Origin of the sequence: Cellulomonas algicola, assembly GCF_019024305.1 — a bacterium.
GTDB lineage: Bacteria > Actinomycetota > Actinomycetes > Actinomycetales > Cellulomonadaceae > Cellulomonas > Cellulomonas algicola.
The window spans coordinates 28592-54570 of record NZ_JAHKSJ010000011.1 but is presented as its reverse complement, the minus strand read 5'-3'; the positions used below and the strand labels follow the sequence as shown (position 1 = coordinate 54570).

Annotated in this window: 23 protein-coding genes and 2 tRNA genes; 10 read left to right on the top strand and 15 right to left on the bottom strand. The window is 74.2% G+C overall.

Going from position 1 to position 25979, the window contains the following annotated elements; all coding sequences use genetic code 11:
• Window positions 1–26 precede the first annotated feature (26 nt).
• Window positions 27–1112 (top strand): PP2C family protein-serine/threonine phosphatase, encoded by a 1086-nt coding sequence (locus tag KOV94_RS09715; RefSeq protein ID WP_124343230.1) that lies wholly within the window; start codon window positions 27–29, stop codon window positions 1110–1112.
• A 112-nt stretch (window positions 1113–1224) separates the two neighbouring features.
• On the opposite strand, the gene KOV94_RS09710 is transcribed toward KOV94_RS09715, so the two are convergent.
• The 9 genes from KOV94_RS09710 to KOV94_RS09670 form a co-directional block, all read right to left on the bottom strand.
• Window positions 1225–1554, bottom strand: a complete 330-nt coding sequence (locus KOV94_RS09710; RefSeq protein ID WP_124343231.1) for an MGMT family protein — start codon at window positions 1552–1554, stop codon at window positions 1225–1227.
• A 29-nt stretch (window positions 1555–1583) separates the two neighbouring features.
• Window positions 1584–2648 (bottom strand): LLM class F420-dependent oxidoreductase, encoded by a 1065-nt coding sequence (locus KOV94_RS09705; RefSeq protein ID WP_218051917.1) that lies wholly within the window; start codon window positions 2646–2648, stop codon window positions 1584–1586.
• 99 nt (window positions 2649–2747) lie between these two features.
• On the bottom strand, window positions 2748–3734 hold the full coding sequence (locus tag KOV94_RS09700; RefSeq protein ID WP_218051916.1) for a DUF1648 domain-containing protein: 987 nt from the start codon (window positions 3732–3734) through the stop codon (window positions 2748–2750).
• Entirely contained in the window at window positions 3731–4078 is a 348-nt protein-coding gene (locus KOV94_RS09695) for a GntR family transcriptional regulator (RefSeq protein WP_124343234.1), read from the bottom strand. The genes KOV94_RS09700 and KOV94_RS09695 overlap by 4 nt, the downstream gene beginning before the upstream one ends.
• Before the next feature lie 149 nt (window positions 4079–4227).
• A complete protein-coding gene (epsC, locus tag KOV94_RS09690; RefSeq protein WP_218051915.1) occupies window positions 4228–4812 on the bottom strand; it encodes a serine O-acetyltransferase EpsC in 585 nt (194 codons plus the stop codon).
• Window positions 4813–4852: 40 nt separating this feature from the next.
• Complete coding sequence (gene cysK, locus KOV94_RS09685) at window positions 4853–5788, bottom strand: cysteine synthase A (protein WP_124343236.1); 936 nt, start codon at window positions 5786–5788, stop codon at window positions 4853–4855.
• 407 nt (window positions 5789–6195) lie between these two features.
• Window positions 6196–6837 (bottom strand): SGNH/GDSL hydrolase family protein, encoded by a 642-nt coding sequence (locus tag KOV94_RS09680; RefSeq protein ID WP_218051914.1) that lies wholly within the window; start codon window positions 6835–6837, stop codon window positions 6196–6198.
• 130 nt (window positions 6838–6967) lie between these two features.
• A complete protein-coding gene (locus tag KOV94_RS09675; RefSeq protein ID WP_124343238.1) occupies window positions 6968–7360 on the bottom strand; it encodes a PASTA domain-containing protein in 393 nt (130 codons plus the stop codon).
• A gap of 280 nt (window positions 7361–7640) precedes the next feature.
• On the bottom strand, window positions 7641–8075 hold the full coding sequence (locus tag KOV94_RS09670) for a YdeI/OmpD-associated family protein (RefSeq protein ID WP_124343239.1): 435 nt from the start codon (window positions 8073–8075) through the stop codon (window positions 7641–7643).
• Between the two features lie 139 nt (window positions 8076–8214).
• Here KOV94_RS09670 and KOV94_RS09665 point away from each other — a divergent pair, with 139 nt between their 5' ends.
• The gene (locus tag KOV94_RS09665) at window positions 8215–8730 is read left to right on the top strand and encodes a gluconokinase (RefSeq protein ID WP_218051913.1); all 516 of its coding nucleotides are present in this window, start codon (window positions 8215–8217) and stop codon (window positions 8728–8730) included.
• A gap of 16 nt (window positions 8731–8746) precedes the next feature.
• Window positions 8747–10120 carry a GntT/GntP/DsdX family permease gene (locus KOV94_RS09660; RefSeq protein ID WP_235843467.1) on the top strand — a complete coding sequence of 458 codons (1374 nt, stop codon included), beginning with the start codon at window positions 8747–8749 and terminating at the stop codon, window positions 10118–10120.
• 87 nt (window positions 10121–10207) lie between these two features.
• Here the strand turns inward: KOV94_RS09660 and KOV94_RS09655 are convergent, their stop codons facing one another.
• Window positions 10208–10624, bottom strand: a complete 417-nt coding sequence (locus KOV94_RS09655) for a CBS domain-containing protein (RefSeq protein ID WP_218051912.1) — start codon at window positions 10622–10624, stop codon at window positions 10208–10210.
• 231 nt (window positions 10625–10855) lie between these two features.
• On the opposite strand from KOV94_RS09655, the gene KOV94_RS09650 reads away from it, so the two are divergent.
• Window positions 10856–13174: a glycoside hydrolase family 43 protein gene (locus KOV94_RS09650; RefSeq protein WP_218051911.1), complete on the top strand. Its 2319-nt coding sequence runs from the start codon at window positions 10856–10858 to the stop codon at window positions 13172–13174.
• Between the two features lie 7 nt (window positions 13175–13181).
• Here the strand turns inward: KOV94_RS09650 and KOV94_RS09645 are convergent, their stop codons facing one another.
• The 3 genes from KOV94_RS09645 to KOV94_RS09635 form a co-directional block, all read right to left on the bottom strand.
• Window positions 13182–14318, bottom strand: coding sequence for an epoxide hydrolase family protein (locus KOV94_RS09645; protein WP_218051910.1), 1137 nt, complete (start codon window positions 14316–14318; stop codon window positions 13182–13184).
• Window positions 14319–14370: 52 nt separating this feature from the next.
• Window positions 14371–15159 carry a hypothetical protein gene (locus tag KOV94_RS09640; RefSeq protein ID WP_124341613.1) on the bottom strand — a complete coding sequence of 263 codons (789 nt, stop codon included), beginning with the start codon at window positions 15157–15159 and terminating at the stop codon, window positions 14371–14373.
• A gap of 140 nt (window positions 15160–15299) precedes the next feature.
• Window positions 15300–15370, bottom strand: a tRNA-Gly gene (locus KOV94_RS09635).
• 97 nt (window positions 15371–15467) lie between these two features.
• Between KOV94_RS09635 and KOV94_RS09630 the strand changes: the two genes are divergently transcribed.
• From KOV94_RS09630 to clpX, 6 genes are all read left to right on the top strand, one after another.
• Window positions 15468–15541: transfer RNA gene (locus tag KOV94_RS09630), tRNA-Pro, on the top strand.
• Window positions 15542–15694: 153 nt separating this feature from the next.
• Window positions 15695–17032, top strand: coding sequence for a glycosyltransferase (locus KOV94_RS09625; RefSeq protein ID WP_124341612.1), 1338 nt, complete (start codon window positions 15695–15697; stop codon window positions 17030–17032).
• 211 nt (window positions 17033–17243) lie between these two features.
• A complete protein-coding gene (tig, locus tag KOV94_RS09620; RefSeq protein WP_124341620.1) occupies window positions 17244–18644 on the top strand; it encodes a trigger factor in 1401 nt (466 codons plus the stop codon).
• A 240-nt stretch (window positions 18645–18884) separates the two neighbouring features.
• Window positions 18885–19502 (top strand): ATP-dependent Clp protease proteolytic subunit, encoded by a 618-nt coding sequence (locus KOV94_RS09615; RefSeq protein ID WP_371852313.1) that lies wholly within the window; start codon window positions 18885–18887, stop codon window positions 19500–19502.
• A 49-nt stretch (window positions 19503–19551) separates the two neighbouring features.
• Entirely contained in the window at window positions 19552–20256 is a 705-nt protein-coding gene (locus KOV94_RS09610; RefSeq protein WP_124341611.1) for an ATP-dependent Clp protease proteolytic subunit, read from the top strand.
• 236 nt (window positions 20257–20492) lie between these two features.
• Window positions 20493–21770 (top strand): ATP-dependent Clp protease ATP-binding subunit ClpX, encoded by a 1278-nt coding sequence (clpX, locus tag KOV94_RS09605; RefSeq protein WP_124341610.1) that lies wholly within the window; start codon window positions 20493–20495, stop codon window positions 21768–21770.
• Window positions 21771–21860: 90 nt separating this feature from the next.
• Here the strand turns inward: clpX and KOV94_RS09600 are convergent, their stop codons facing one another.
• Together KOV94_RS09600 and KOV94_RS09595 are read right to left on the bottom strand one after the other, a co-directional pair.
• A complete protein-coding gene (locus KOV94_RS09600) occupies window positions 21861–24569 on the bottom strand; it encodes a cation-translocating P-type ATPase (RefSeq protein ID WP_218051909.1) in 2709 nt (902 codons plus the stop codon).
• An 82-nt stretch (window positions 24570–24651) separates the two neighbouring features.
• Window positions 24652–25656 (bottom strand): ABC transporter substrate-binding protein, encoded by a 1005-nt coding sequence (locus tag KOV94_RS09595; protein WP_160142816.1) that lies wholly within the window; start codon window positions 25654–25656, stop codon window positions 24652–24654.
• Window positions 25657–25979 lie beyond the last annotated feature (323 nt).

Sequence of the window (25979 nt, the reverse complement as noted above, 5' to 3'; positions counted from 1 at the left end):
CCGCGACCTGCGGATACGCTCGAGCGATGACGACGGGCGCGGTGGTCGGCCCGGGACCCCTCACGCGGATCGTGCTCGCCGTGCGGCGGCGCGTCCTGCGCTCGCAGCGAGGTCTGGCGGGGCTGCTGATCCTGCTGTCGGGCGCGGTCGTCGCCGGGATCGTCCTGCAGTCGCGGTGGGTGCCCCCGTCGACGCTCCTGCTGCTGCTCCTCGCGGGCGTCGTGCTGCTGCGCCTGCACCCGCTCGCGGCGCTCTGCGTCGTGGTGCTCGTCGAGGCGCTCGTCCTCATGCTGGCCGACGTCCCGGCGATGGTGCCCGGGGTGGTGGTCCTCATCGGCGTCGCGACGGTCGTCGCGCTCGTGTTCGCGAACGAGCGCGACCGGCTGGGACTGCGCGGCGCGCCCGGCGGGCACATGCTCGTCGACCTGCGGGACCGGTTGTCCGCGCACGGCCGCGTGCCCGCGCTGCCGGCGGGCTGGTCGGTCGACACCGAGATCCGGTCCGCGCACGCCGACGCGTTCTCGGGCGACTTCATGGTCGCGCGGCTACGCCGCGGGGCGGTGCTCGAGGTCGTGCTCGTCGACGTCTCGGGCAAGGGGCTCGACGCGGGCGTCCGGTCCCTGCAGCTGTCCGGCGCGTTCGGCGGGCTGCTCGGTGCGCTGCCGACCGAGTCGTTCCTGCAGGCGGCCAACGCGTACGTGCTCGACCAGGACTGGGAGGAGGGTTTCGCGACGGCCGTGCACGTCGCCGTCGACCTCTCCTCGGGCGACTACACGGTCGCGTCGGCCGGGCACCCGCCGCCGCTGCACCTGCACGCGGGCGCGGGCCGGCTCGACGTGGTCGACACCGTCGGCAGCCCTGCGCTCGGGGTCGTCGACGACCTGCCGTACCGGCCCCGGTACGGGCGCCTCGAGCCCGGCGACGTGCTGCTGCTCTACACCGACGGGCTGGTGGACACGCCCGGCACGTCGCTGGACCGCGGCCTCGACCGGCTGATGGGCGCGGCCGACCGCGTGCTCGCCCCGCGCGCCGGCGGTGCCGCGGCCGTGCTCGCGGCGGTGCGCGCCGACGACTCGGACGACCGCGCCCTCGTGCTGGTCCGACGCGACTGAGCCGGAGCCCCGGCAGACGGAGCCGCTCACACGGGGATCGGGGCTTGGACCCCTGCCCGGCACCCTCGCGGGCGTCAGCGAGACGGCGGTCAGGCGTCCGAGCCGGCGACGGTCAGTCGGCGGGGAACCAGATCGCCCGCCGGAGCGCGACGCGCGAGCCGTCGGCGGTCCGGGGCGTCCCCTCGGCGACGAGCTGCTCCATCGCGCGCACGCGGTGCCGTGCGGGCGGCGCGCCCTGCGCGTTGACGACGCGCCACCACGGCACTCCCGACCCGGCGCGGCTCATCACCTGACCGACCTGACGCGGTCCGCCGCGGGGTCGCCCACCCTCGCGCACGGCCTGCTCGCTCACCACCTCGGCGACCGTCCCGTAGGTCATGACGCGACCCGACGGGATCGTCGCGACGAGGTCGAGCACGGCCTCGACGTAGTCGTCGTCCACGTCAGCGGGCCTCCGCGTGCCGGTCCACGTCAGACGGCGTCCGCGGGTGCGTCGACCGCGCCCGCCAGCAGCGCGGCGACCGCGGGCAGCGCGCGCGGGTCGGTCTGGACGAGCATCGTCGTGATCGCGGTGCCCTGCCACGCCGGGAGCTGCGCACGGATGTCGTCCGGGGTCCCGACGAGCGCGATCTCGCGCACGAGCTCGGTCGGGACCGCGGCGACGGCCCGCGCCTTGTCGCCCGCGAGGTAGTGCGCCTGGATCTCGTCGCACGCCTCGGCGTAGCCCAGCCGGTCGAGCACGTTGCGGTGGAAGTTCGCGCCCTTCGCACCCATCCCGCCCGCGTACAGCGCGACGTGGGGGCGGATCGCGTCGGCGGCCTGCTCGACGTCGTCGGCCAGGACGACGGGTACCGCGGCCGTGACCTCGAACTCGTCGACCGGCCGGAGCGCGCCGGACCGCTTCGCGAACCCCTCGGCGAGCAGCGCACGGTGCTCGGCGTCCATGCGCGGCGTGTAGAACATCGGCAGCCAGCCGTCGGCGATCTCGGCCGTGAGTGCGGTGTTGCGCGGCCCCTCGGCGGCCAGGTGGATCGGCAGGTCGGCGCGCAGCGGGTGCACGGTCGAGCGCAGGGGCTTGCCGAGGCCCGTGCCCTGGTCCGCGGGGAGCGGCAGGCGGAAGAAGTCGCCGTCGTAGGTCACGGGCGCCTCGCGTGCGAGCACGTGGCGGACGATGTCGACGTACTCCCGGGTGCGGGCGAGCGGCCGCGGGTACGGCTGGCCGTACCAGCCTTCGACCACCTGCGGACCGCTCGCGCCGAGCCCGAGCACGAAGCGCCCGCCGGACAGGTGGTCGAGCGTGAGCGCGGCCATCGCGGCGGCCGTCGGGGTCCGGGCGGAGAGCTGCGCGATCGCGGTGCCGAGGCGGATCCGCGACGTGCGGGCGCCCCACCACGCGAGCGGGGTCAGCGCGTCGGACCCGTACGCCTCGGCCGTCCAGACCGAGTCGAAGCCGAGCCGTTCCGCGGCGAGCACGGCCTCCTGCGCGCCCGGCGGCGGACCGGCCGACCAGTACCCGACGTAGTACCCGAGGCGCATCCGTCCACCCTCCGCTCGACCGGCGCGTCGGCGGTGACGCGCGGCGGTCAGGTTACCGGTCGGTCGCCTCGCGCGGCTGCCCCGGCTCCGGCCGACCCGTCAGGAGACCCGGGAGCGCTCGGCGAGCGTGTTGAGCAGGGCGGCGGCTGTCGCGGCGTCGTCGACCGTGACGACCGTGGTGCGCCCGCCGGTCCGCTCGACGACGAGTGCGTCACCCGCGCGCAGGACGAACCCGGCCCGACCGTCGAGCGCCACGCGGTATCCCCACCCGCCGAAGTCCCGCAGCGGGCTGATCGTCTCCGCGTGCGCGGCGACGACCTGCTCGAGCGGGACGTGCACGCGCGGCCAGCCGAGCGGCGAGCGTGCGACCAGCCCGGCGGCGCTGACCGTGACGCGCAGGACGAGCATCGTCGCGAGCAGCGCGGCGAGCACGGCGGCGATCGCGAGGAGGAGCCAGGTGTCGAGCACGATCGACAGCACGACCTGGAGCGCGATCACGGGGAGCGCGACGCCGATCGCCGCGGGTGACCACACGCTCACGGTCCACGCGGCGCGCTCGTCGGGCGCGAGGGGCAGCCGTGCTGCGTCGGCGGGCGGGGCGTCGGTCGTGGTGACGTCGGGGTCTCCGGGCACCAGGAGTGCGGCGACGACGCCGAGCACGAGGCCCGTCGCGAACGCGGCGACGACGACACCCGTGATCGGACCGGTGTCGCGCGCGTCGTCGAGTCCGCGCTGCAGCGCGAGCGAGCCCACGACGAGGACCGCGAGCAGCGCGGCGATGCCGACGGACGTCCCGGCGGCGATGCGGCGCGTGGTCGCCTCGGCGCCGAGCCGCAGGGCGAGCACCCAGCACGACAGCGACAGCAGGACCGACGTGAGGGCGAGCAGCAGCAGCGCACCCGCGAGGGACGAGAAGTCGTCGGGTGTGCCGCCGGGGCCCCAGTGCGTCGCGACCGGGTCGGGCAGCTCGTCCGCCCACGTCAGCGCCACGAGCACCGCGACGGCGGTGAGCGCGACGGGTGCGACGAGCGTGACCAGGGTGGTCGCTCGGCGGTGGGGGATGGTCGGGCGGTGGTCGGCGGTCACCGGAGGGCCTCCTTGAGCAGGGCGAGCGTGGTGGCGGGCGGGACGTGCAGCCGGCGGGCGGTCTGCACCACCTGGTCGACGGCCTCGTGCAGCGCGGCGAGGTCGTCCGTGCGGGCGACGACGGCACCGCGGCCGCGCCGGAGCTCGATGACGCCCTCGTCGCGGAGCTCCTGGTAGGCGCGCAGCACGGTGTGCAGGTTGATGTCGAGCGACGTCGAGAGCTCTCGGGCGGCGGGGAGGCGCGCACCCGCGGTGAGCTCGCCGCGGGCGACGGCACGACGCACCTGGTCCGCGAGCTGCTGGAACAGCGGCTCGGGGGAGGAAGGGTCGACGCGCAGCAGCATGCGTCAACTCTAGTTGTTTGCACACAACTAGAACAAGTGCGCGAACACGGTGCGCCGGCACCGCGCGCCCGACGCCAACGACAGAGACCGGGGCGCAGCCCGACGACCGGGCGGGCGAGGCTCGTCGACCCGGTCGTGACGCGGTCGCGTCAGATGTAGATCGCGGGGTCGTCGACCTCGACGTCGAACGGCGCCGCCTTCGGCCGCAGCCGGATCTGCGCGGGCACGCCGACGGCGATCGCGTCGGCCGGGACGTCGTGGATCACGACCGCGTTGGCCCCCACCTGGGCGCCGTTCCCGACCCACACCGGCCCGAGGATCTTGGCGCCCGCACCGACGACGACGCCGTCGCCGAGCGTGGGGTGGCGCTTGCCGCGCCGCATGGACTTGCCGCCGAGCGTCGACCCGTGGAACAGCACCACGTCGTCGCCGACCTCGGCGGTCTCGCCGACGACCACGCCCATGCCGTGGTCGATGAACAGCCGCCGCCCGAGCCGGGCACCGGGGTGGATCTCGACCCCGGTGGCTGCCCGCGCGAGCTGCGACAGCAGTCGCGCGGGCAGCCGGAGACCGGGCTCCCGCCACATCCGGTGCGCCACCCGGTAGACCCACACCGCGTGCACGCCGGGGTAGCCGAGGGCGACCTCGAGGGCCGAGCGCGCCGCGGGGTCGCGGTGGCGGGCGGCGTCGAGGTCCTCCTTCAGGAGGTCCAGCAGGCGCAGGGGTGCGGTCATGAGCCTTCCGGTCTGAGCGGGGGGGCGGGCGGCCGGACGCTCAGTCGAGCAGGTCGGCGTAGAGGATCGTCGACAGGTAGCGCTCGCCGAACGACGGGATGATCGCGACGATCAGCTTGCCCGCGTTCTCGGGACGCTGCGCGAGGAGCTTCGCGGCGTGCAGCGCGGCACCCGACGAGATGCCGACCAGCAGGCCCTCCTCGGCGGCGGCGCGGCGCGCGACCGCGACGGCCGTCTCGGCGTCGACGTCGATGATCTCGTCGTAGACCGAGGTGTCGAGGATCTCTGGCACGAAGTTCGCGCCGATGCCCTGGATCTTGTGCGGGCCGGGGGCGCCGCCGTTGAGGATCGGCGACTCGGCCGGCTCGACGCCGACGATCTTCACGCCCGGCTTGCGCTCCTTGAGCACCTGGCCGACGCCCGTGATCGTGCCGCCCGTGCCGATGCCCGCGACGAGGATGTCGATCTCGCCGTCCGTGTCGGCCCAGATCTCCTCGGCCGTCGTGCGGCGGTGGATCGCCGGGTTGGCCTCGTTGGCGAACTGACGCGCCAGGATCGCGCCCTCGCGCTCCTTGACGACCTCGTCGGCCTTGTTGACCGCGCCCTTCATGCCCTCCGAGCCCGGCGTGAGGATGAGCTCCGCGCCGAACGCGCGCAGCAGCGCGCGCCGCTCCTTCGACATCGTCTCCGGCATCGTGAGGACGACCTTGTAGCCGCGTGCCGCACCGACGAACGCGAGCGCGATGCCCGTGTTGCCGGACGTCGCCTCGACGATCGTGCCGCCCGGCTTGAGGTCGCCCGACGCCTCGGCCGCGTCGATGATCGCGACGCCGATGCGGTCCTTGACCGAGTTGGCCGGGTTGTAGAACTCGAGCTTGCCGACCACCGTGGCGGGGGCGCCGTCGGTGATCTTGTTGATGCGGACCAGCGGGGTGTTGCCGATCAGCGCGGTCGCGTCGTCGTAGATGCGGGCCATGGTTCCTCTTCGGTCGAGCCGTCCCGTCCGGGTGGGAGCGGCGTGCAGGGGTGGGGGACAGCGTGCGGGTCCGCCGGACCGGGGGACGGGGCGCGTCGGGAGGCCGGCGGGGTGGTGCGGCGGGGCGAGCACTGGCGGGGCGGGGCGCACGCCCCGGTCAGGTGATCCTCGCGCGAGGGTCGCCAGCGCTCTACCGACAGCGACAGCAGCGCGCGGCCTGCGCGGGGGCGACGGAGACGGCGGTGCGGGTCTGCACGCTCATCGCTCTCCTCCGGTCGCGGACTGCTCACCGCGTCTCGGGACGAGCGCGGGGTCGCCCGTCGGGCGACCGCAGTCGCGCCGACGTTATCTCCAAGCCCAGGCCCGCGCAAAGGCCCTCCACCCCTCGGACCACGCGGCGCCGCTGGTCAGCGCGCGCCCACGCCGACGGCGTCGAGCCACGCCTCCGCGAGCAGGCCGAACCCCGCGGGCGTCGGGTGCACGCCGTCGTACGCCCACGCCGCCGACGACGTCCGCACCGCAGCGGCCGCGAACAGGCCGTCGGCGGGCACGAGCACCGCCCGGTGCTCGGCGGCCAGGCGCCGCACGACCGCGATGCGCGGGTCGAGGTCCTCGCGCCACGCGTGCTGGTCCGGGGTCACGGCGACCAGGAACGGCTCGACGAGGACGAACCGCGCGCCCAGCCGGTCGGCGGCCGACGAGAGCATCGCGCCGAGGTTGTCCTCGTACTCGGCGGTCGACGTCGGCACGCCGGAGTCGTAGCGCCGCCAGGTGTCGTTGATGCCGACCAGGACCGAGACGACCTGCGGCTCGAGCGCCAGCGCGTCCGGCTCCCACCGGGCCCGCAGCATCGCCGACGTGTCGCCGCCGACGCCGCGGTTGAGGAACTCGAGCGCCAGGTCGGGGCGGCGGGCACCCGCGAGAGCCGCGACGATCCCCGCGTACCCGTGCCCCAGACTCGTCGGGTCGGAGCGGTCGCGACCCCAGTCCGTCACGGAGTCGCCGGTGAGCAGGACCCGGTCGCCCGGGCGCAGGAACGTCGTCGTCACCGGGGCATCCCACCACACGCGGACCGCCCCGCCCGGCCGCCACGAGCCGCGCGGCGCCACGCCTCGACAGGTGCAGGAACGCCGAGGGCGGCCCACCGCGTGCTGCGGGGGCCGCCCTCGGGAGCGGGTGTCAGGACGCCGGGTCGTCCGTGCGGCGGACGTCCAGCGTGACGACGGTGCCGGCGTCGACCTCGCCCGACAGCGGGTCCTGCGCGACGACGACCCACAGCGTCGGGTCGTCGACCGTGCGGCCCTGCCCGGTCGAGTCGACGGTCTCGACCGTGAGGCCGCGGGCCTCGAGCGTGTCCTGCGCGGTCGCGAGGAGCAGGTGCGTCTGGTCGATGACCTCGACCTTGCCCGACGCCTCCTCGTCCGTGCCCGAGGTCACCTCGGCGCTCGTGCCGGTCGGCGTCGCGTCGTCGTCCGAGCCGGAGTCCGAGCAGCCGGCGAGGAAGGCCGTCGCGGCGAGCGCGGCCGTCGCGGCGCCGACGACGAGACGGGTGCGGGTGGCGTGCAGCTTCATGGGTCCATCCCCTGGGTGTGTCGCAGGTACAACCGGCGTGAGGGCACGACGACGAGACCCCTCGTCGTGGCGTCCCCCCACGAGTGCGGGCCGCAGCGGCGGCTCGCTAGTCCTCCACGACCGTAGGCCCGACCACCGACACGCGTCTCGTGCATAACGGGCGGGTCAGGACGAATGCCCCGGCCGACGACGTGTGCGTTCGGCCACACCCAGGGCCCCGACCTGCGACGTCGTCGGCGCGCGGGTCCGCCGGCCAGGCCTGGACGGGCCCCGTCCGATGTCAGCGCAGCGCGTCGACCACCTTCGCGACCCGCCGCTCACGCGTCGTTCGCTGCTTCGCCTCGACGACGCTGCGGACGTGCTCCTTGCGGTGCGACGGCGCCAGCGCGTCGAACGCCGCCCGCAGCCCTGCGGCGTCCAGCGCGGCGGCGAGGTCCTCCGGCAGCTCGACCGTGCGGGGCTGGTCGTCCAGCACGAGCGTCACGTCGTGCTCCTCGTCGCCCGCGACCCCCGAGGCAGCGCGCACCGCGGCCGACACGGGCACCAGGAAGCGGCCGCCCATCGGCGCGACCGTCGAGCGGTACGTGTAGCCGTTGAGCGTCACGACCACCGGCGGCCGCCTGCCCGCCCCCAGCCCGAGGACGAGCTCCTCGGGCACGTCGATGCCGACGTTGTTCGCGCCGGAGCGGATCAGGACGGTGCGGAACGTGGTCACGTCGTCACGGTGGCACACCCCGGCGTGCCGGGCACGCGTCCCGGCCGTCCGGTGCTGCGAGCAGGTGCACGGCGTGCGAGGCTCGACGCGGACCCGTCGAGCGCAGCGGCGGTGCCGGACCGTCGCGAGGGGGGCAGCGATGCCGGTCGAGCACGTCGTCGTCATGGGAGTCGCCGGGTCGGGCAAGACGACCGTCGGCCGGCTGCTCGCGGAACGGCTCGCACGCCCCTACGCCGAGGCCGACGCGTTCCACCCGCCCGAGAACGTCGCGAAGATGGCGGCCGGCACCCCGCTGACCGACGACGACCGCGCGCCGTGGCTCGCGGCGATCCGCGACTGGCTCACCGCCCGGGCCCGCGACGGGCAGGACACCGTGGTCACCTGCTCCGCGCTCAAGGTCGCCTACCGGGACGTCCTGCGGGACGCCGAGGGGCGCGTCCGCTTCCTGCACCTGTCCGGGCCGGGCGAGCTCATCGCCGACCGCATGGCCCACCGCGCCGGGCACTTCATGCCGACGTCGCTGCTCCCGTCGCAGCTCGCGACGCTCGAGCCGCTCACCGACGCCGAGGACGGCGTCACGGTCGTCTTCGACGTCCCGCCCGCCGACGTCGTCGAGCGCGCGCTGCGCGCGCTCCACCCGGACCGACCCGTCTGACCCGCAGGGAGGCATCGTGCTCCACACGCTCGTCGCCGCCGCACCCGAGGGCGTCAGCGACGTCCGGCTCGTCGTCGCCGCGGTCGTCGGCATCGCCGTCATCGTCGTGCTCATCGTCTGGGCGAAGCTGCACCCGTTCCTGTCGCTCACCATCGGCTCCGGCGTCCTCGCCGTCGTCGCAGGCATCGCCTACCCCGACGCGTTCGCGAGCTTCGTCAAGGGCGTGGGGGAGACGGTCGCCGGCGTCGGGCTGCTCATCGCGCTCGGCGCCATCATCGGCAAGCTGCTCGTGGACAGCGGTGGCGCCGACGAGATCGTCGACACGATCCTCGCGCGCACCCCGGCCGGCCGGCTGCCGTGGGCGATGGCGCTCATCGCGTTCGTCATCGGCATCCCGCTGTTCTTCGAGGTCGGCGTCGTCCTGCTCATCCCCGTCGTCATGCTCGTCGCGCGACGGTCCCGCGTGCCGCTGATCCTCGTCGGCATCCCCGCGCTCGCGGGCCTGTCCGCGCTGCACGGGCTCGTCCCGCCGCACCCAGGTCCGCTCATCGCGATCGACGCGCTCGGCGCCGACCTCGGGCTCACCCTCGGGCTCGGTCTGCTCGTCGCGGTCCCGACCGTGATCATCAGCGGCCCGCTCCTCGCACGCCCGATGGCACGGTGGGTCCCGATCGAGGCGCCCGAGCGCTTCCTCGGCGAGGCCGAGCGCGACGACGAGCACCGCCGCCCCGCGTTCGCGACCGCCCTCACCGTCGTGCTGCTGCCCGTCGTCCTCATGCTCGCGCGCACCGTCGTCGAGGCCGCGGGCGCCGAGGAGAGCGGCGCCGGGCGCGCGCTCGCGTTCCTCGGCACACCGCTGGTCGCGCTGCTCGTCACGTCCCTCGTCGCGCTCGTGCTGCTCGGCACAGCGCTCGGCCGCACCCGCCAGCAGGTCAGCACGCTCGTCGACAAGTCGTTCGCGCCCATCGCGTCGATCCTGCTCATCGTCGCCGCGGGCGGCGGGTTCAAGGCGACGCTCGTGGACTCCGGTGTCGGCGACGTCATCGCGAACGCGCTCGCCGACGCGCCCATCTCGCCGCTGCTCGCCGGCTGGCTCGTCGCCGTCCTCATCCGCCTCGCCACCGGGTCGGCGACCGTCGCGACCATCACCGCCGCGGGCATCGTCGCGCCGCTCGCCGCCGACCTCACGCCCACGCACGTCGCGCTGCTCGTCCTCGCGATCGGGGCCGGGTCCGTGTTCCTCAGCCACGTCAACGACGCCGGGTTCTGGCTGGTCAAGGAGTACTTCCGCATGACCGTCGGCCAGACGTTCAAGACGTGGTCCCTGATGGAGACCGTCCTGTCGGTGACCGGGCTGATCCTGGTCCTGCTGCTGAGCCTCGTGCTGTAGGCGCCGACGGCGCGCGGCGGGAGCGGCCGGGGCAGTCGTGCACCCGCGGTCCCGTCCCGCCGCGCGCCGCGGCCGACGAGGTTCCGGTCAGTCGTTCGGCGGGGCCTCCGAGATGTCGGCGAGGGCCGAGTCCGGGTCGAGGTCGACCGCCAGGTCGCCGATGCTCACGATGCCGACGGCCGGGTCGCCGTCGACCACGGGCACGCGCCGGACGGCGCGCTCGCGCATGAGGCGGACGACCTCGTCGACGTCGTCGTCGGGTCCGACCGTGACCACGTCGCCCGTCGCGAGCTGCCCGACGGGCGCGTCGAGGCCGATGCCCTGGGCGAGGCCGCGGACCACGAGGTCGCGGTCGGTGACGATGCCGACGACGGCGCCGTCCTCGGCGACGACGAGCGACCCGACGTCCTGCGTCGCCATGGTCTGGGCGACCGCGTGCAGCGTGTCCGTGACCTCGACGACCGTCGGGTGCGGCGTCATGAATGCGGAGACCGTGCGAGTCATGGGTTCCTCCTCGTCGGTGGACGCCCCGGGCGCACGCCGCGCCCGGGGGACGCGGCGGGGTCTGCACCGCGGTCCCACCGTCGGCCAGGTCCGCCGGCGACGCATCTCGAAGACAACGCGCCGGACGGCGTCGCGGCCGGTCGGGCGCGCGTCCGGCGGTCCCGGTCGCCCGGTCGGCGGGCCCGGGGTAGAACGGATGCCCAGCCCATCGACGACGATCGGCAGGACCCCGTGCGCCCCTCCGCCTCGCTCACCGTGACCACCGCCCTCGCGCTCGTGCTGACCGCCGCGGCGGCGGTGCCGGCCACCGGCGCAGCAGCCGACCACGACGGCGCGGCGGGGAACGCGTCGACGTACCTCAACCCCGTGAGCGCCGGGTTCGCCGACACGTTCGCCGACCCGGCGGTGCTCCGCGGCAAGGACGGCTGGTGGTACGCGTACGGCACGACCGACCCGCTGCGCGAGGGCGAGGGCACGCGGCACCTGATCCCGACCGCGCGCTCGACCGACCTGGTGTCCTGGGAGTACGTGGGCGACGCGTTCACCGAGGACGCGCTGCCCGGGTGGGCGGACACGAGCCGGGGCGCCGCCGCGCTGTGGGCACCCGACGTCCGGTACGTCGACGGGCAGTACCGCATGTACTACGTCGTGACCGAGACGACCGTGACCGACGAGCCGAACGACAGCGCGATCGGGGTCGCCACCGCGCCGACGCCGACCGGACCCTGGACGCCGACGGCCGAGCCGGTGGTCGGGCCGCGGCACGGCGCCGGGGGAGCGGGCGACTTCCTGTGGACGTTCGACCCGTCGCACGTCGTCGCGCCGGACGGCACGGAGCACCTGTTCTACGGCTCGTACTACGGCGGGATCTGGACGGTGCCGCTGTCGGCCGACGGCACGCAGGCGGTCGGCGAGCCGGTGCAGGTGGCGATCGACAACAAGTACGAGGGCGCGTACGTCGTCCAGCGTGACGGCTGGTGGTACCTGTTCGCGTCGTCCGCCAACTGCTGCGCCGGGCCGACGACCGGGTACAGCGTGCACGTCGGCCGGTCGCGCGACCTCGCGGGGCCGTACCTCGACCGTGAGGGCGTGCCGCTCCTGCAGTCGCGCGCGGGCGGGACGCCGGTGGTGGCGCCGAACGGGAACCGGTGGGTCGGGACCGGGCACAACGCGGTCGTCACCGACCTCGCCGGCCAGGACTGGCTCGCGTACCACGCGATCGACCGCGACGACCCGTACCTCGACGGCACGGACGGCATCAACGAGCGACCGATGCTCCTCGACCGGCTCGAGTGGCTCGACGGCTGGCCGACGGTGCGCGGCGGCGCGTGGGCGTCCGGCGACGAGCAGCGCGCGCCGGTCACCGACGGCCGCACGGCCACGACCTTCGCCGACGGCCTGTCGCGCGCGTGGTCCACGACGGGCCCCTGGGCCGACGTCGACGAGCCTGACGCCGGACGACACCTGCGGTCGGACGGCCGCGCCACGGTGGTCACCCGCTCCGCGGTCGGGAAGGACGCGCGTGTCGAGGCCGACGTCCGGTTCGACGCGGGTGTCGCGGCGCCGGCGTCGCTCGTCCTGACCGCACGCTCGGTTGCGCTCACCGCGACGCTCGACCCGGCGACGCGCACGCTCGTCGTCGCGCGGACGGAGCGCGGCCGGACCGTGGACCGCGCGTCGGCACCGGTCCCGGAGTCGGTGGACCTCACGACGTGGCACGCGACGGCGCTCACGGTCCGCGGCGGCGTCGCCCGTGCCGAGCTCACGCACGCCCGGCTCGGCGACCCGCTCGCGACGGTCGCCCTCGACGTGCGGCACCACGCCCTGCCCGGCGCGCGCGGCGGTGCGGTCGCGAGGGGTGCGGGCGTGCACGTCGACAACCTGAGCGCGCTCGCCGCGGCCCGTCCGGCCACGCGGACCGTCGCCGTGCCGCGGCCCGGCGCTCTCCTGCGGGACCTGAGCGACGAGTTCGACGGCACGGCCCTCGACGACGGCTGGCGCACGGTCCGCGACCCGCGGGTGACCGTCGCGGACGGGGCGCTGACCTGGCCCACCGAGGCGGCGGACCTCGTCGGCCCGACGAACGACGCCGGCGTGCTCCTGCGCGACGTGCCCGAGACCGACTGGGTCGCCGAGACGCGCCTGACCACCGACCTCGGCACGGACACCGTCCGGAACTACCAGCAGGGCGGGCTGGTCGCGTACGTCGACGACGACCTCTGGGCGCGGCTCTCGCACGTCGCGATCTGGAACACCCGGCAGACCGAGTACGGCACCGAGCGCCCGTATGCCGGACGCCTCTCCTACGGCGGGACGATCGTCGGGCCGCCCGACGAGACGACGTGGCTGCGGCTCGTCCACCGGACCGACCGGACGGGCGAGCACGACGTGCAGGCGTTCACGAGCACCGACGGGCGGACCTGGGTCGCGGGCGGCGTCTGGACGTTCCCCGCCGGGTCCGACCTCCAGGTCGGGCTCGTGTCGCACGGCGGGGCGGGGGCGACCAACCAGTTCGACTACCTGCGGGTGTCCCGCCTCGCCCGCGGGTGACGCGGGGTCAGGTCGCCGCGCGCAGCGGGCGGAAGAAGTCGCGCAGCTCCTGCGCGTAGCGTCCGGGGGTCTCGAACGGGGCGAAGTGGCCGCCCGCCGGGGGCTCGGTCACGGAGACGACGTGCGCGACGCGGTCGAGCCACTCCCGGGGCGGCCGCAGGATGTCGCCCGGGAAGAGCGAGAACCCGGACGGCACCTCGACGCGGCGCGCGTGCTGCGCGGGCGGGATGGCGGCGTTCGCGTGGTACATGCGCATCGACGAGCCGGCGGTCCCGGTGAACCAGGTGGTGCTGAGCAGCGTGAGGACCTCGTCGTCGGTGAACGCCGTGATGCCGGTGCGCGGGTCGCTCCAGGCGTGCAGCTTCTCGACGACCCACGCCGCCAGACCCGCGGGGGAGTCGGTGAGTCCCACGGCCTGCGTCAGCGGCTTGGTGCGGTGGACCGCGCCGTAGGCGCCCTCGGCCGCACGCCACCGGTCCACGTCCGCGAACCAGTCGCGCTCCACGGGGGACAGGTCGGCGACGTCGCCGGTGAGGACCGGGAGCCCGGCGTCCATGCGGTGGACGCCGACGAGGTGCTCGGGGTGGTCGAGCGCGAGGAAGCGCGTCACGGCGCTGCCGATGTCGCCGCCCGCGGCGCCGTACCGGTCGTACCCGAGCGCGTCCATCAGGTCCGCCCAGACCCCGGCCACCGCCACCGAGTCGAGGACGACGTCCGGCGGGAGCACCGAGTGCCCGAACCCGGGCATGTCGGGGACGACCACGTCGAACGCGTCGTCCGGGTCGGCGCCGTGCGCGCCGGGGTCGGTGAGCGGCCCCACGACCTTGGAGTACCGCCACGACGAGTCGGGCCAGCCGTGCGTGAGCACGAGCGGCAGCGCCGGCGACGCACCCGGCGGTCGGACCGCGCGCACGTGCACGAAGCTGACCTCGACGCCGCGCACCCGCACGCGGAAGCGCGGCACGAGCGCCTGCTCGGCCTCCCGCGCCGGCCAGTCGAAGCCGTCCGCCCAGTAGGCGACCAGGTGCCGCAGGTACTCCTGGTCGGTGCCGAGCGACCAGCCCGCACCGCTCGGCGCCGCGGGCCAGCGCGTCGCGCGCAGGCGCGTGCGCAGGTCGTCCCACGCCTCGGGGGAGGCGGTCACGTCGTGCCGCTCCGGCGACGGCGCCCGGCTCGTCGCGCGGTCGACCGGTGGCCTACTGGACACGGAAGTCGAAGGCGTCCGGCTGACGGTGCCCGTACTTGTCGCGCAGGAAGTTGCCGCTCGTGCTCAGGTCCGCCGTCAGGCGACGCTGCCGGCTCGCGTCGAGGGTGTCGGCCTGGGCCGCGAGGATCCGCAGCTGCTCGGTCAGCTCCTCGACGGGGGTGCGCCCGTCGGGCTGGCGCTCGTGCACCCTGCCCGGCGGGATCGCGAGGTAGCTCGTGAGCACGGACGGCAGGTACTGCCGCACCATCGCGTCCAGCTCGTACTCGAACCGCGCGTCACGGGTGGGCTCACGCTGCTCCGAGGCGATCACGGCGTCCAGCACGTCGCAGATCCGCACGACGGTCCGGTGGGTGTCGCCGGGCAGGCGCCGCCGGTTCCGGTCGGCCTGCTCGCGGACCCGGGCGACCGTCGACGTCAGGTCCTCCGCCCCCTCGACAGGGGTGGTGTGCGGCGCGCGGGACGTCGAGACGACGGTCGCGGTCCCCACCACGTCGTGCTTCCACCACCGGCGTCGTGCCGGCAGCCAGAGGTCGCGCAGGTGCCAGGAGCGGACGCCCGAGGCGCCCATCGCGACGAGCGCGAGCAGGGTGCGCAGTCCCCAGGGGGCGTCGAGCACGAAGACCGCCGCGGAGAACGCCCCGGCGTAGACCAGGCCCTCGACGGACGTCCGGAGGTGCTTGCGCACCGCGCCGATGACGAGCACCAGGTAGCCGAGCAGGGGCAGGAAGACCAGGACGGCCGCCACCTTGACGACGTTGCCGAGCGTCAGCCGCGTCATGAGCCCTCCTCGAGCACCCCGAGCCGGAGTCGATCATCTCAGACTTCGCCCGGATGGGCGCCGCCCGGATCGCGACATCCTCGACGTCGTCGACGGGGAGCCCGCGGACGACGTCGGCCGACGGGCGTCCTGCGGTGGGGAGCGGACGACGGGAATCGAACCCGCGTAGCCAGTTTGGAAGACTGGGGCTCTACCATTGAGCTACGTCCGCACAGGTCCGGCAGGCCGGACCGCGGCACCCAGGGTACCGGGTGCGCAGGAGCGGATCGTGCACCCCACCCGGCCACCCGGCCGTACCGGGGTGCGCACGGGATGTGGCGCAGGTTGGTAGCGCGTCCGCTTTGGGAGCGGAAGGTCGTGGGTTCGAATCCCGCCATCCCGACCTCGTTCACCCGGGGACCGACGTCGACGTCGGTGTCGGCGACGCGTGCGAGCGACCCGGTGCCTCGGACCCGGCGTATCAGGAACCGCGGCCGCGGCCCCTGAGTCGACGGGCCGGACGGACCGGCCGCCGACGAACCCCCGGAGCCCCCGCATGAGCCGGATCCTGTTCTCCCTCACGCCGATCACCGGCCACGTCCGTCCCGCGCTGCCGGTCGTGCGCGCGCTCGTCGACGCCGGTCACGACGTGGTCGTCCACACCGGCACGAAGTTCGCGTCCGCGGTCGCGGCGACCGGCGCCACCGCGGCACCCGTGGTGCACGGCCGCGACCTCGACGACGCCGAGCTCGACGCCTGGTCCGCGGCGCACGGCGCGCCCGAGCCGGGTGTGAAGCGGCTGCAGTGGGACGTGCTCCACCACTTCCTCGGGCCCGTGCCGGGCGACCTCGCCGACCTCGAGGCCGTCGTCGCGGGCTGGCGCCCTGACGTCGTCGTCACCGACACCACGGGCATCGCGGGTGCGCTCCTCGCGCGCCGGCACGGCATCCCGTCGGTCCAGCTGACCGTCACGCCGCTGCCCGTGTCGAGCCGCGACACCGCCCCGTTCGGCACCGGCCTCCAGCCGCCCCGCACAGGGCTCCAGGCGCTGCGCTACCGCCTGCTCGACGCGTTCATCAAGCGGGCCGTGTTCAAGGACGCCCAACGGAAGGCGCTCGCGCTCGTCGACGACGCCGGGGTCGAGCGCCCCGACGGGTTCTTCCTCGACTGGATGCCGACGTTCGCGACCCGCGTGCTGCACCTGTCGGTGCCGTCGCTCGAGTACCCGCGCAGCGACCTCCCGGCGAACGTCGAGACGGTCGGCGCGGTGCTGCCGCGCGGCGTCGACCTGTTCGAGCCGCCGGTGTGGTGGCGCGACGTGCTCGCCGCGAAGGCCGACGGCCGGCCCGTCGTGCTCGTCACGCAAGGCACCGTCGCGACCGACCCGTCGCGGCTGCTCTACCCCGCGGTCGAGGCCCTCACCGGCACGCGTGCGCTCGTCGTGCTCACGACGGGCACCGCCGAGCCCGGGGACGTCTTCGCGGGCGAGCTGCCCGCGAACGTGCGCGCCGCGCGCTTCGTGCCGTTCGAGCAGCTCCTGCCGCTCGCCGACGTCATGGTGACGAACGGCGGGTTCGGGGGTGTGCAGCAGGCGCTGGCGGCGGGCGTCCCGCTCGTCGTCGCCGGTCGGACGGAGGACAAGGCGGAGGTCGGGGCGCGCGTCGCGTGGGCGGGTGTCGGGGTCGCGCTGCGGACCGACCCGACGACCGACGCGACGACGACGCAGGCCGTGGCCGACGGGGTCCGCCGGGTGCTCGAGGAGCCGTCGTTCGCGCGCCGCGCGCAGGAGCTCGCGGCCGAGTACGCCCGGTACGACGCCGTCGCGCGCGTCGTCGAGGTGGTCGAGGAGCTCGCGGGCGAGCAGGCGTCCGCGACGGACGCGGCCGCGGCCTGACGGGGACCCGTGTCGGGTGCGGGGCGCGGGCAGCCGTCGGAGGGCGCGGGGGCGTCCCCGGCGGCCCCGTCCCCGGCGGGCGGCTTTGGCGGCGGCTCGTCGCCGTGGCGTACCATCGAGGGTCGCGTGCGCGTGCCGGCAGGCAGCGCCGCCCGAACCGTCCGGCGCCGCACTCGCCGGTACCCACCCGAATCAGTTGGAGACCATCGAAGTGAAGAGCGCCGTCGAGACCCTGGACCCGACCAAGGTCAAGCTGACCGTCGAGGTGACCTACGACGAGCTCAAGCCGAGCATCGAGCACGCGTACCAGCACATCGCCGAGCAGGTCAACGTGCCGGGCTTCCGCAAGGGCAAGGTGCCCCCGCGCATCATCGACCAGCGCGTCGGTCGTCCGGCCGTCATCGAGCACGCCGTCAACGAGGGCCTGTCCGGCTTCTACGCCGAGGCCGTCCGCGACAACAAGCTGCGCCCGCTCGGTCAGCCCGAGGTCGAGGTCACCAAGGTCCCCGGCCTCGTCGCCGGCGAGGACCAGGGCGAGCTGCACTTCACCGCCGAGGTCGAGGTCCGCCCCGAGATCACCGTCCCGGCGCTCGACGGCCTGACCCTCACGGTCGACGACGTCGAGGTCTCCGACGAGGACGTGCAGGGCCGTCTCGACGCGCTGCGCGAGCGCTTCGGCACGCTGGTCGGCGTCGACCGCCCGGCCGCCGAGGGCGACTTCGTCGTGCTCGACCTGACCGCCACGATCAACGGCGACGAGGTCGACTCGGTCTCCGGCGTCAGCTACCAGATCGGCTCGGGCAACATGCTCGAGGGCCTCGACGAGGCGCTCACCGGCCTGTCCGCGGGCGAGACGACGACGTTCGTCACGAGCCTCGCGGGCGGCGAGCACGCCGGCGAGGAGGCGCAGGTCTCCGTCACCGCGACGAACGTCAAGGAGCGCCAGCTCCCCGACGCCGACGACGACTTCGCGCAGCTCGCGTCCGAGTTCGACACGCTCGACGAGCTCACGGCGGACCTGCGCGAGCAGGCGTCGCGCATCAAGGCGTCGAACCAGGCCGTCCAGGCCCGCGACCTGCTGCTCGAGAAGCTCCTCGAGGGCACCGAGATCCCCGTGCCGCAGGGCGTCGTCGACGCCGAGGTGCACCGTCACCTCGAGGGCGAGGGCCGCCTGGAGGACGACGAGCACCGTGCCGAGGTCGGCGAGCAGGCGACGACCGCGCTGCGCAACCAGATCCTTCTCGACACGCTCGCCGAGCAGCTCGAGATCAAGATCAGCCAGCAGGAGCTGCTCGACTACCTGGTGAGCGCCTCGCGCCAGTACGGCATGGACCCGAACACGTTCATCCAGACCGTCGACCAGCAGGGCCAGATCCCGGCGATGGTCGCCGAGGTCGCCCGCTCCAAGGCCCTCGCCGTCGCGCTGCGCCGCGTCGCCGTGACCGACGGCGCCGGCACGGCCGTCGACCTGTCGGAATTCATCGGCACGGACGAGGAGGACGCCGCCGCCGACGCCGCCGAGCAGGCCGCCGCGGGTGCGACGACCGACGCCGCGACCGACATCTCCGGTATCGCGGACGCGCCGGTCGAGACCGAGGACGCCAAGGCCTGATCCGCCGTCCGGGCGACCGGACGCACCCGTCGAGGGCCCCGTACCGCAGGTCGGTGCGGGGCCCTCGCCGTCGGGACTGCGCCGACAGCGAAACCCCCGGCCGCGGGGCCCTGACCGGCGCCTCGTGCGCGTTAGGGTCGCAGCAGCGCACGGCCGGCAGGGGACGTCCCGACGGCCCGGTGCAGCACCACCCGCAGGACAGTGCGTCGAAGGACGCGAACGCCAGACGAAGGAGCCTTCGTGAACGTGCAGGTGCCGGCGATGGCCCGGGCAGACTCCCCGGGTCTCGGCCTCAACGACTCCATCTACAACCGACTGCTCCGCGAGCGGATCATCTGGCTCGGCTCCGAGGTGCGCGACGAGAACGCGAACGCCATCTGCGCGCAGATGATGCTGCTGGCCGCCGAGGACCCCGACAAGGACATCTGGCTGTACATCAACTCGCCGGGTGGCTCGATCACCGCGGGCATGGCGATCTACGACACCATGCAGTACATCCAGCCGGACGTCGCGACCATCGCGATGGGCATGGCCGCGTCGATGGGGCAGTTCCTGCTCTCGTCGGGCGCCAAGGGCAAGCGCTACGCCACGCCGCACGCGCGCGTCATGATGCACCAGCCCTCGGGCGGCATCGGCGGCACGGCGACCGACGTGCGCATCAACGCGCAGCTGATCCTCCACATGAAGACGGTGCTCGCCGAGCTGACGGCCGAGCAGACCGGCAAGAGCGTGGAGCAGATCAACTCCGACGCGGACCGCGACCGCTGGTTCACGGCGCCCGAGGCCCTCGAGTACGGCTTCATCGACCACGTCGTCGAGACGGCGGGGTCCGTCACGGGCGGCGGCGGCACCGCCTGAGCGGCGCCCCGACCCGACGACCCTTCCGCGACCTTCTGAGGAGACCCTCGTGAGCATCGAGTCCCAGTTCATCGCCCGTGCGGGCCGGCTCGCCGGTCCGGGCGGCCAGGCCCCGCAGGGCCCCGTCGGCCGCTACGTGCTGCCGCAGTTCGAGGAGCGCACGGCCTACGGGTTCAAGCGCCAGGACCCCTACACCAAGCTGTTCGAGGACCGGATCATCTTCCTCGGCGTGCAGGTGGACGACGCGTCCGCGGACGACGTCATGGCCCAGCTGCTCGTGCTCGAGAGCACGGACCCGGACCGCGACATCACGCTGTACATCAACTCGCCCGGTGGCTCGTTCACGGCGCTGACAGCCATCTACGACACGATGCAGTACATCAAGCCGCAGCTCGTGACGGTCTGCCTCGGGCAGGCGGCGTCGGCGGCCGCGGTGCTGCTCGCCGCGGGCTCGCCGGGCAAGCGTCTGGCGCTGCCCAACGCACGGGTGCTGATCCACCAGCCCGCGATGGAGGGCGGCGGCTACGCGCAGGCCTCCGACATCGAGATCCACGCCAACGAGCTCATCCGCATGCGCGAGTGGCTCGAGCAGACGATCGCGCACCACACGGGCCGCGACATCGAGCTGGTCCGCAAGGACATCGAGCGCGACAAGATCCTCACCGCGCAGCAGGCGCTGGAGTACGGGATCGTCGACCAGGTGCTCGAGAGCCGCAAGGGCGCGCACCCGACGGTCGTGCAGCCGACCGCCTGACACCCGACGGACGCCGCCGTGACCGCCCGGTCCGGCGGTGTCCCGGTGGGGGACGCAGGTCCCGACGGTCGGACAATCCGGACGACCGTCCGAGGGACACGCCGCGCGCCACGGCGGGGTTCGGCTGACATCGGGCCCCGCGTGGTGTGCAATGGGAGGACGTCGCACCCGCGGGTGCGACGGGGACGACGCACCGCCCGACGGGCGGAGGGCGGACACGGAGGAAGGGGACACACGTGGCTCGAATCGGGGACGGAGCCGATCTCCTCAAGTGCTCGTTCTGCGGGAAGTCCCAGAAGCAGGTGAAGAAGCTCATCGCGGGCCCCGGCGTGTACATCTGCGACGAGTGCATCGAGCTGTGCAACGAGATCATCGAGGAAGAGCTCGCCGAGGCCACCGAGGTCGGCATGGTCGAGCTGCCCAAGCCGAAGGAGATCTTCGACTTCCTCGAGCAGTACATCATCGGCCAGGAGTCCGCGAAGCGGGCGCTGTCGGTCTCGGTGTACAACCACTACAAGCGCGTCCAGGCCGGTGAGCTGGGACGCAGCTCGGACGACCACGTCGAGATCGCGAAGTCGAACATCCTGCTGGTCGGCCCCACGGGCACCGGCAAGACGTACCTCGCGCAGACGCTGGCCCGCATGCTCAACGTCCCGTTCGCGATCGCCGACGCGACCGCGCTGACGGAGGCCGGCTACGTCGGCGAGGACGTCGAGAACATCCTCCTCAAGCTCATCCAGGCCGCCGACTACGACGTCAAGAAGGCCGAGCAGGGGATCATCTACATCGACGAGATCGACAAGATCGCCCGCAAGAGCGAGAACCCGTCGATCACGCGCGACGTCTCCGGCGAGGGCGTCCAGCAGGCGCTCCTGAAGATCATCGAGGGCACGACCGCCTCGGTCCCGCCGCAGGGCGGTCGCAAGCACCCGCACCAGGAGTTCATCCAGATCGACACGACGAACGTCCTGTTCATCGTGGCCGGCGCGTTCTCCGGGCTGGACGACATCATCGCCGCCCGCGCGCGCAAGCGCGTCGTCGGCTTCGGCGCCCCGCTGCTCGAGTCGCACGACGAGGGCGACCTGTTCGCCGAGGTCCGCCCCGAGGACCTGCAGAAGTACGGGCTGATCCCCGAGTTCATCGGGCGTCTGCCCGTCGTCGCCGCCGTGTCGCGGCTCGACCAGAGCGCGCTCGTGCGGATCCTGTCCGAGCCGCGCAACGCGCTCGTCAAGCAGTACCAGCGGATGTTCGAGATCGACGGCGTCGAGCTCGAGTTCGAGGACGAGGCCGTCGCCGCGATCGCCGACCAGGCGCTCCTGCGCGGGACCGGCGCGCGCGGTCTGCGGGCGATCATGGAGGAGGTCCTCCAGCAGGTGATGTTCGAGGTCCCGAGCCGCGACGACGTCGCCCGGGTCGTCATCACGCAGGACGTCGTCCTGGACAACGTGAACCCGACGCTCGTGCCGCGGGAGACGCCGCGCGACAAGCGGACGCCGCGCGAGAAGAGCGCCTGAGCCGCCACCCGGCGCGATCGACCACCCGAGCCCTCGACGGTCCTCCGTCGGGGGCTCGGTCGTCTCCTGCGCGGCCCCGGCGGAGGCGGGTCAGCGCCGCCCGGGGGAGCGGCGGCCGAGCGCCTTGACGGCCTCGACGAGGACCAGCACGCCGACGGCGATCGCGGCCGTGAGCGCCCAGTCGCGCGGCGCGATCGGGGCGGACTCGAACCAGTCGTGCATGAAGGGCGCGTAGACGAACACCACCTGCAGCGCGAGGAGCGTGCCGACCGCGACCCACACGACCGTGTTCCCGACGAGCACGCGGGGCGTCAGGCTCGACGCGTGCAGGAACCGGCACGAGAACAGGAACGCGACCTGCCCGAGCGCGAGCATCGTGACGGCGCTGGTCTGCGCCACGCCGTCGGTCGAGCCGAGGTTCTTCTCGACGAGGTAGACGCCGAGGGTCGCGCCGCCGATGAGCAGCGACGCGCACACGACGAGGACGAGCGAGCGCCCGGACAGGACGGACTCGGACGGTGAGCGCGGCGGCCGGTCCATGACCCCGGCCTCCGCGGGCTCGTAGGCGAGCGCGAGCGACAGCGTCACGGCCGTGACGAGGTTGACCCAGAGGATCTGCACGGGGGACAGCGGCAGCGCGAGACCGAACAGCACGGCGACGAGGATGACGAGCGACTGCGCGCCGTTGGTGGGCAGCAGGAAGACGACGGACTTGCGGATGTTGTCGTAGATCCGCCGCCCCTCCTCGACGGCCCGCTCGATGGTCGCGAAGTTGTCGTCGGCGAGGACGATCTCCGCGGCCTCCTTCGTCGCCTCGGTGCCCTTGATGCCCATGGCGATGCCGACGTCGGCGCGCGTCAGGGCGGGTGCGTCGTTCACGCCGTCGCCGGTCATCGCGACGACCTCGCGGTGCGACTGCAGCGCGCGCACGATGCGGATCTTGTGCTCGGGGCTCGTGCGCGCGTAGACGTCGACGTCCTGGACGTGCACCCGGAGCTCCTCCTGGCTCATCGCCTCGAGCTCGGCGCCCGTCAGCGCCCGGACCTCCTCTCCGGGGCGGACGATGCCGAGCTCACGCGCGATCGCGACCGCCGTGCCCGCGTGGTCGCCGGTGATCATCTTCACGGAGATGCCGGCGCGGTGGCAGTCCGCGATGGCCGCGACGGCCTCCGGACGGGGCGGGTCGACGATGCCGACGACACCGAGCAGGACCAGGTCGTGCAGGTCGTCGAGGTCGAGCGCGGACGCGCCGGGGTCGGCGGGTCGTGCCGCGGCCGCGAGCACGCGCAGGCCCTGGCCGCCGAGCTCGTCGATCGTCGCCTCCCACCGGGCGACGTCGAGGGGCTCGGGTCGCCCGTCGGGTCCGCGCTGCGCGGTCGAGCGGTCGAGCAGGCGGTCGGGTGCGCCCAGCACGTGCACGCGGAGCACGTCGTCACCCGGGAGCCGGTCGAGGGTCGCGGACAGCTTGTTCGCCGACTCGAACGGCACCTCGGCCAGGCGCGACGCGTCGCCGACGTCCGCACCGGACTTCAGCGCGAGCGTCGTGAGCGCCCCCTCGGTCGGCTGCCCGACGACACGCCAGTGCCCGGCCTCGTCGGCCACGACGCGCGCGTCGTTGCAGAGCGCCGCGGCCTCGACGAGCGCACGCAGGTCGGGGTGGTCTGCGAGGCGCGCCGTCGCGCCGTCGCGCGTGACCCGGCCCGTCGGTTCGTAGCCCAGGCCCTCGACGTCGTACGTGCGCTCCGCGGTGACCACGGTGCGCGCCGTCATCTCGTTCCTCGTCAGCGTCCCGGTCTTGTCCGAGCAGATCGTGGTGACGGACCCCAGCACCTCGACCGCGGGCAGCTTGCGGGTGATCGCGTGGCGGCGCGCCATCTGCTGCACACCCAGCGCGAGCGTGATCGTGACGAGCGCCGGCAGCCCTTCCGGCACGGCCGCGACGGCGAACCCGATCGCAGCCGAGATGAGCTCGGGCGGGTCCCAGTCGTGGATGACCCGGCCGATGACCAGCATGAGCGCGGCCATCACGAGGATGCCGCGCGACAGCAGCGTCCCGAGCCGGTTGAGCTGCTGCTTGAGGGGCGTGTCGAGGTGGTCGACGTCCGCGACGAGCGCCTGGATGCGGCCGATCTCGGTGCGCGCGCCCGTCGCCGTCACGACCGCGGTCGCCGTGCCCGCGGCGACGATCGTGCCGCTGAACAGCATGCTGGACCGGTCGCCCACGCCCGCGTCCGTCCCGACCGCCGCGACGTCCTTGACCGCGGGCACCGACTCGCCCGTCAACGCCGACTCGTCGACCTGGAGGTTCGTCTCGTCCAGCAGGCGCGCGTCCGCCGGCACCTTGTCACCGGACCGCACGCGCACCACGTCGCCCGGCACGAGGCTCTCCGCAGCGACCGTCGACCAGTGCCCGTCGCGCAGCGCCGTGGCGTCGAGCGACAGCATCGTGCGGATCCCGTCGAGCGCGCGCTCCGCCTGACCCTCCTGGAGGAAGCCGACGACCGCGTTCGCGACGGCGACGACGAGGATGACCGTGAAGTCGACCCAGTCGCCCAGGAACGCCTTGAGGACCGCCGCGGCGAGCAGGATGTAGATGAGGACGTCGTCGAAGTGCTGGAGGAAGCGGACCACCGGGTGCGCCCTCGCCGGCTCCGGCAGGCGGTTCGGGCCCGTCTCGGCGAGGCGTCGCTCGGCGTCGGCCGCCGTCAGGCCGCGCGCGTCCGTGTCGAGCGAGGCCAGCACGTCGCCGGGCGGCAGCGCGTACGGACGCAGGTCGGGCAGGGTCGACGCAAGGCTCATGTCGTCACCTCGGGCATCGTGGCCGGTGCCCGCATCGTGGCACGGCGATCCGTGCGCGGGCCACCTCGGCGGTTGCCCCGACCTACGAGCCGGACCCGGCCGTCACGTCGTGGACCGCGTGCGCCATGTGCGGCTCCACGGCCAGGAACCCGAGCTCCACGAGGTCGTCCGCGAAGGCCCGCAGGCGCTCGACGCCGGCGTCGTCCAGGGGCGCCACCTCCGGTACGTCGAACGTGCCGATCACCTTGATCGCGTCGCCCGGCGCGCCGGCGCGCGAGTACAGGTCCGTGATGGCGGACGGCTTGTCCTCGACCGCCGCGGCCTGGGCGGCGAGACCGTCGAACAGCGCCCGGACCGCCTCCGGGTGCTCGTGCGCGAACGTCCGCGACACGACGTGCACGGTGGCGTCGTTCGAGCCGACCTGGTCGCCCCGCGCGACGACGACCGCTCCCGGCGTGCTCTGCGCGGTCGCGAAGTGCTCGTCGGCCGTCGCCCACGCGTCGACCGTACCGGCCACGAATTCCGCGGTCGCGTCCGACTCGCTGAGGTACACCCGCTGGACGTCGTCGCTCGTGAGGCCGACCGTGGCGAGCGCCTTCGCCAGGACGTAGTCCCCGACACCGCCGGGCGTCGGGCCGACGGCGACCGTCAGGCCGCGCAGGTCCGCGACGCCGGTGACCGGGACCCCCGCGCCGACGACGACTCCCTGGTCGTCGCCCGAGGTCGTCTCCACCGCGAACGCGACGACGTCGCGCTCCTCGGCCGCCCACGTCAGCAGCTGGGCCGCGTCGGTCGTCGTCACGTCCGCCTGGTCGGTGAGCAGCGCGTCGTACGCGACCGACGGGACCGTGTAGGGCCCGAGCCACTGCGCCGCCACGCCCGCCTCGTCGAGCGCGTCGTCGACGAGCCCCGATGTGCGGCCGAGGGTCAGGTGGTTGGCCGTGGAGACGTCGGCGACCCGGACGGTCGTCGCCGTGCCGTCGGCGGGCGTCGACCCGCCGCCGGACGCGCCGTCCGCGGCGCACGCGGTCAGCAGGGCGGCCGCGGCGGTCGCGGTGGCGGCGAGGGCGGTACGACGTCGGGTCACGACGTGCTCCTTCGTGCGGTGGCCGGGCAGGCCGGCGGCGGGGCCGTGCGCGGGTGCGCGTCGGCGACGGTTCGGTGGTCGACCGCACAGGGGGAGGCCGGGACGGCCGCGACGCGGGCGGGCGCCGGCCCCGCACGCACGCCGGCGTCAGCCGGCCCGTGCGCACCTCGACCACGCGACCCGTGCGGCCCGAGCGGCGCTCGTGCGCCCTCCTGCCGCCCCACCCGTCGCGTCCCCCTGCTCCGGTCGGTCGCGCGACCGTAGCGGTGAAACGGACGAATGGGACGAGTCGTCCCATGTGCTGGTCAGCGGCGGACCGTCCG

Excerpts from the sequence above, each read along its gene's own strand:
- KOV94_RS09625 (WP_124341612.1), top strand. The coding sequence starts at position 15,695 with ATGAGCCGGATCCTGTTCTCCCTCACGCCGATCACCGGCCACGTCCGT.
- epsC (WP_218051915.1), bottom strand. The coding sequence starts at position 4,812 with ATGACCGCACCCCTGCGCCTGCTGGACCTCCTGAAGGAGGACCTCGAC.
- KOV94_RS09665 (WP_218051913.1), top strand. The coding sequence starts at position 8,215 with ATGCCGGTCGAGCACGTCGTCGTCATGGGAGTCGCCGGGTCGGGCAAG.
- KOV94_RS09715 (WP_124343230.1), top strand. The coding sequence starts at position 27 with ATGACGACGGGCGCGGTGGTCGGCCCGGGACCCCTCACGCGGATCGTG.
- cysK (WP_124343236.1), bottom strand. The coding sequence starts at position 5,788 with ATGGCCCGCATCTACGACGACGCGACCGCGCTGATCGGCAACACCCCG.
- KOV94_RS09600 (WP_218051909.1), bottom strand. The coding sequence starts at position 24,569 with ATGAGCCTTGCGTCGACCCTGCCCGACCTGCGTCCGTACGCGCTGCCG.
- KOV94_RS09705 (WP_218051917.1), bottom strand. The coding sequence starts at position 2,648 with ATGCGCCTCGGGTACTACGTCGGGTACTGGTCGGCCGGTCCGCCGCCG.
- KOV94_RS09655 (WP_218051912.1), bottom strand. The coding sequence starts at position 10,624 with ATGACTCGCACGGTCTCCGCATTCATGACGCCGCACCCGACGGTCGTC.
- KOV94_RS09675 (WP_124343238.1), bottom strand. The coding sequence starts at position 7,360 with ATGAAGCTGCACGCCACCCGCACCCGTCTCGTCGTCGGCGCCGCGACG.
- KOV94_RS09695 (WP_124343234.1), bottom strand. The coding sequence starts at position 4,078 with ATGCTGCTGCGCGTCGACCCTTCCTCCCCCGAGCCGCTGTTCCAGCAG.
- KOV94_RS09640 (WP_124341613.1), bottom strand. The coding sequence starts at position 15,159 with ATGACGCGGCTGACGCTCGGCAACGTCGTCAAGGTGGCGGCCGTCCTG.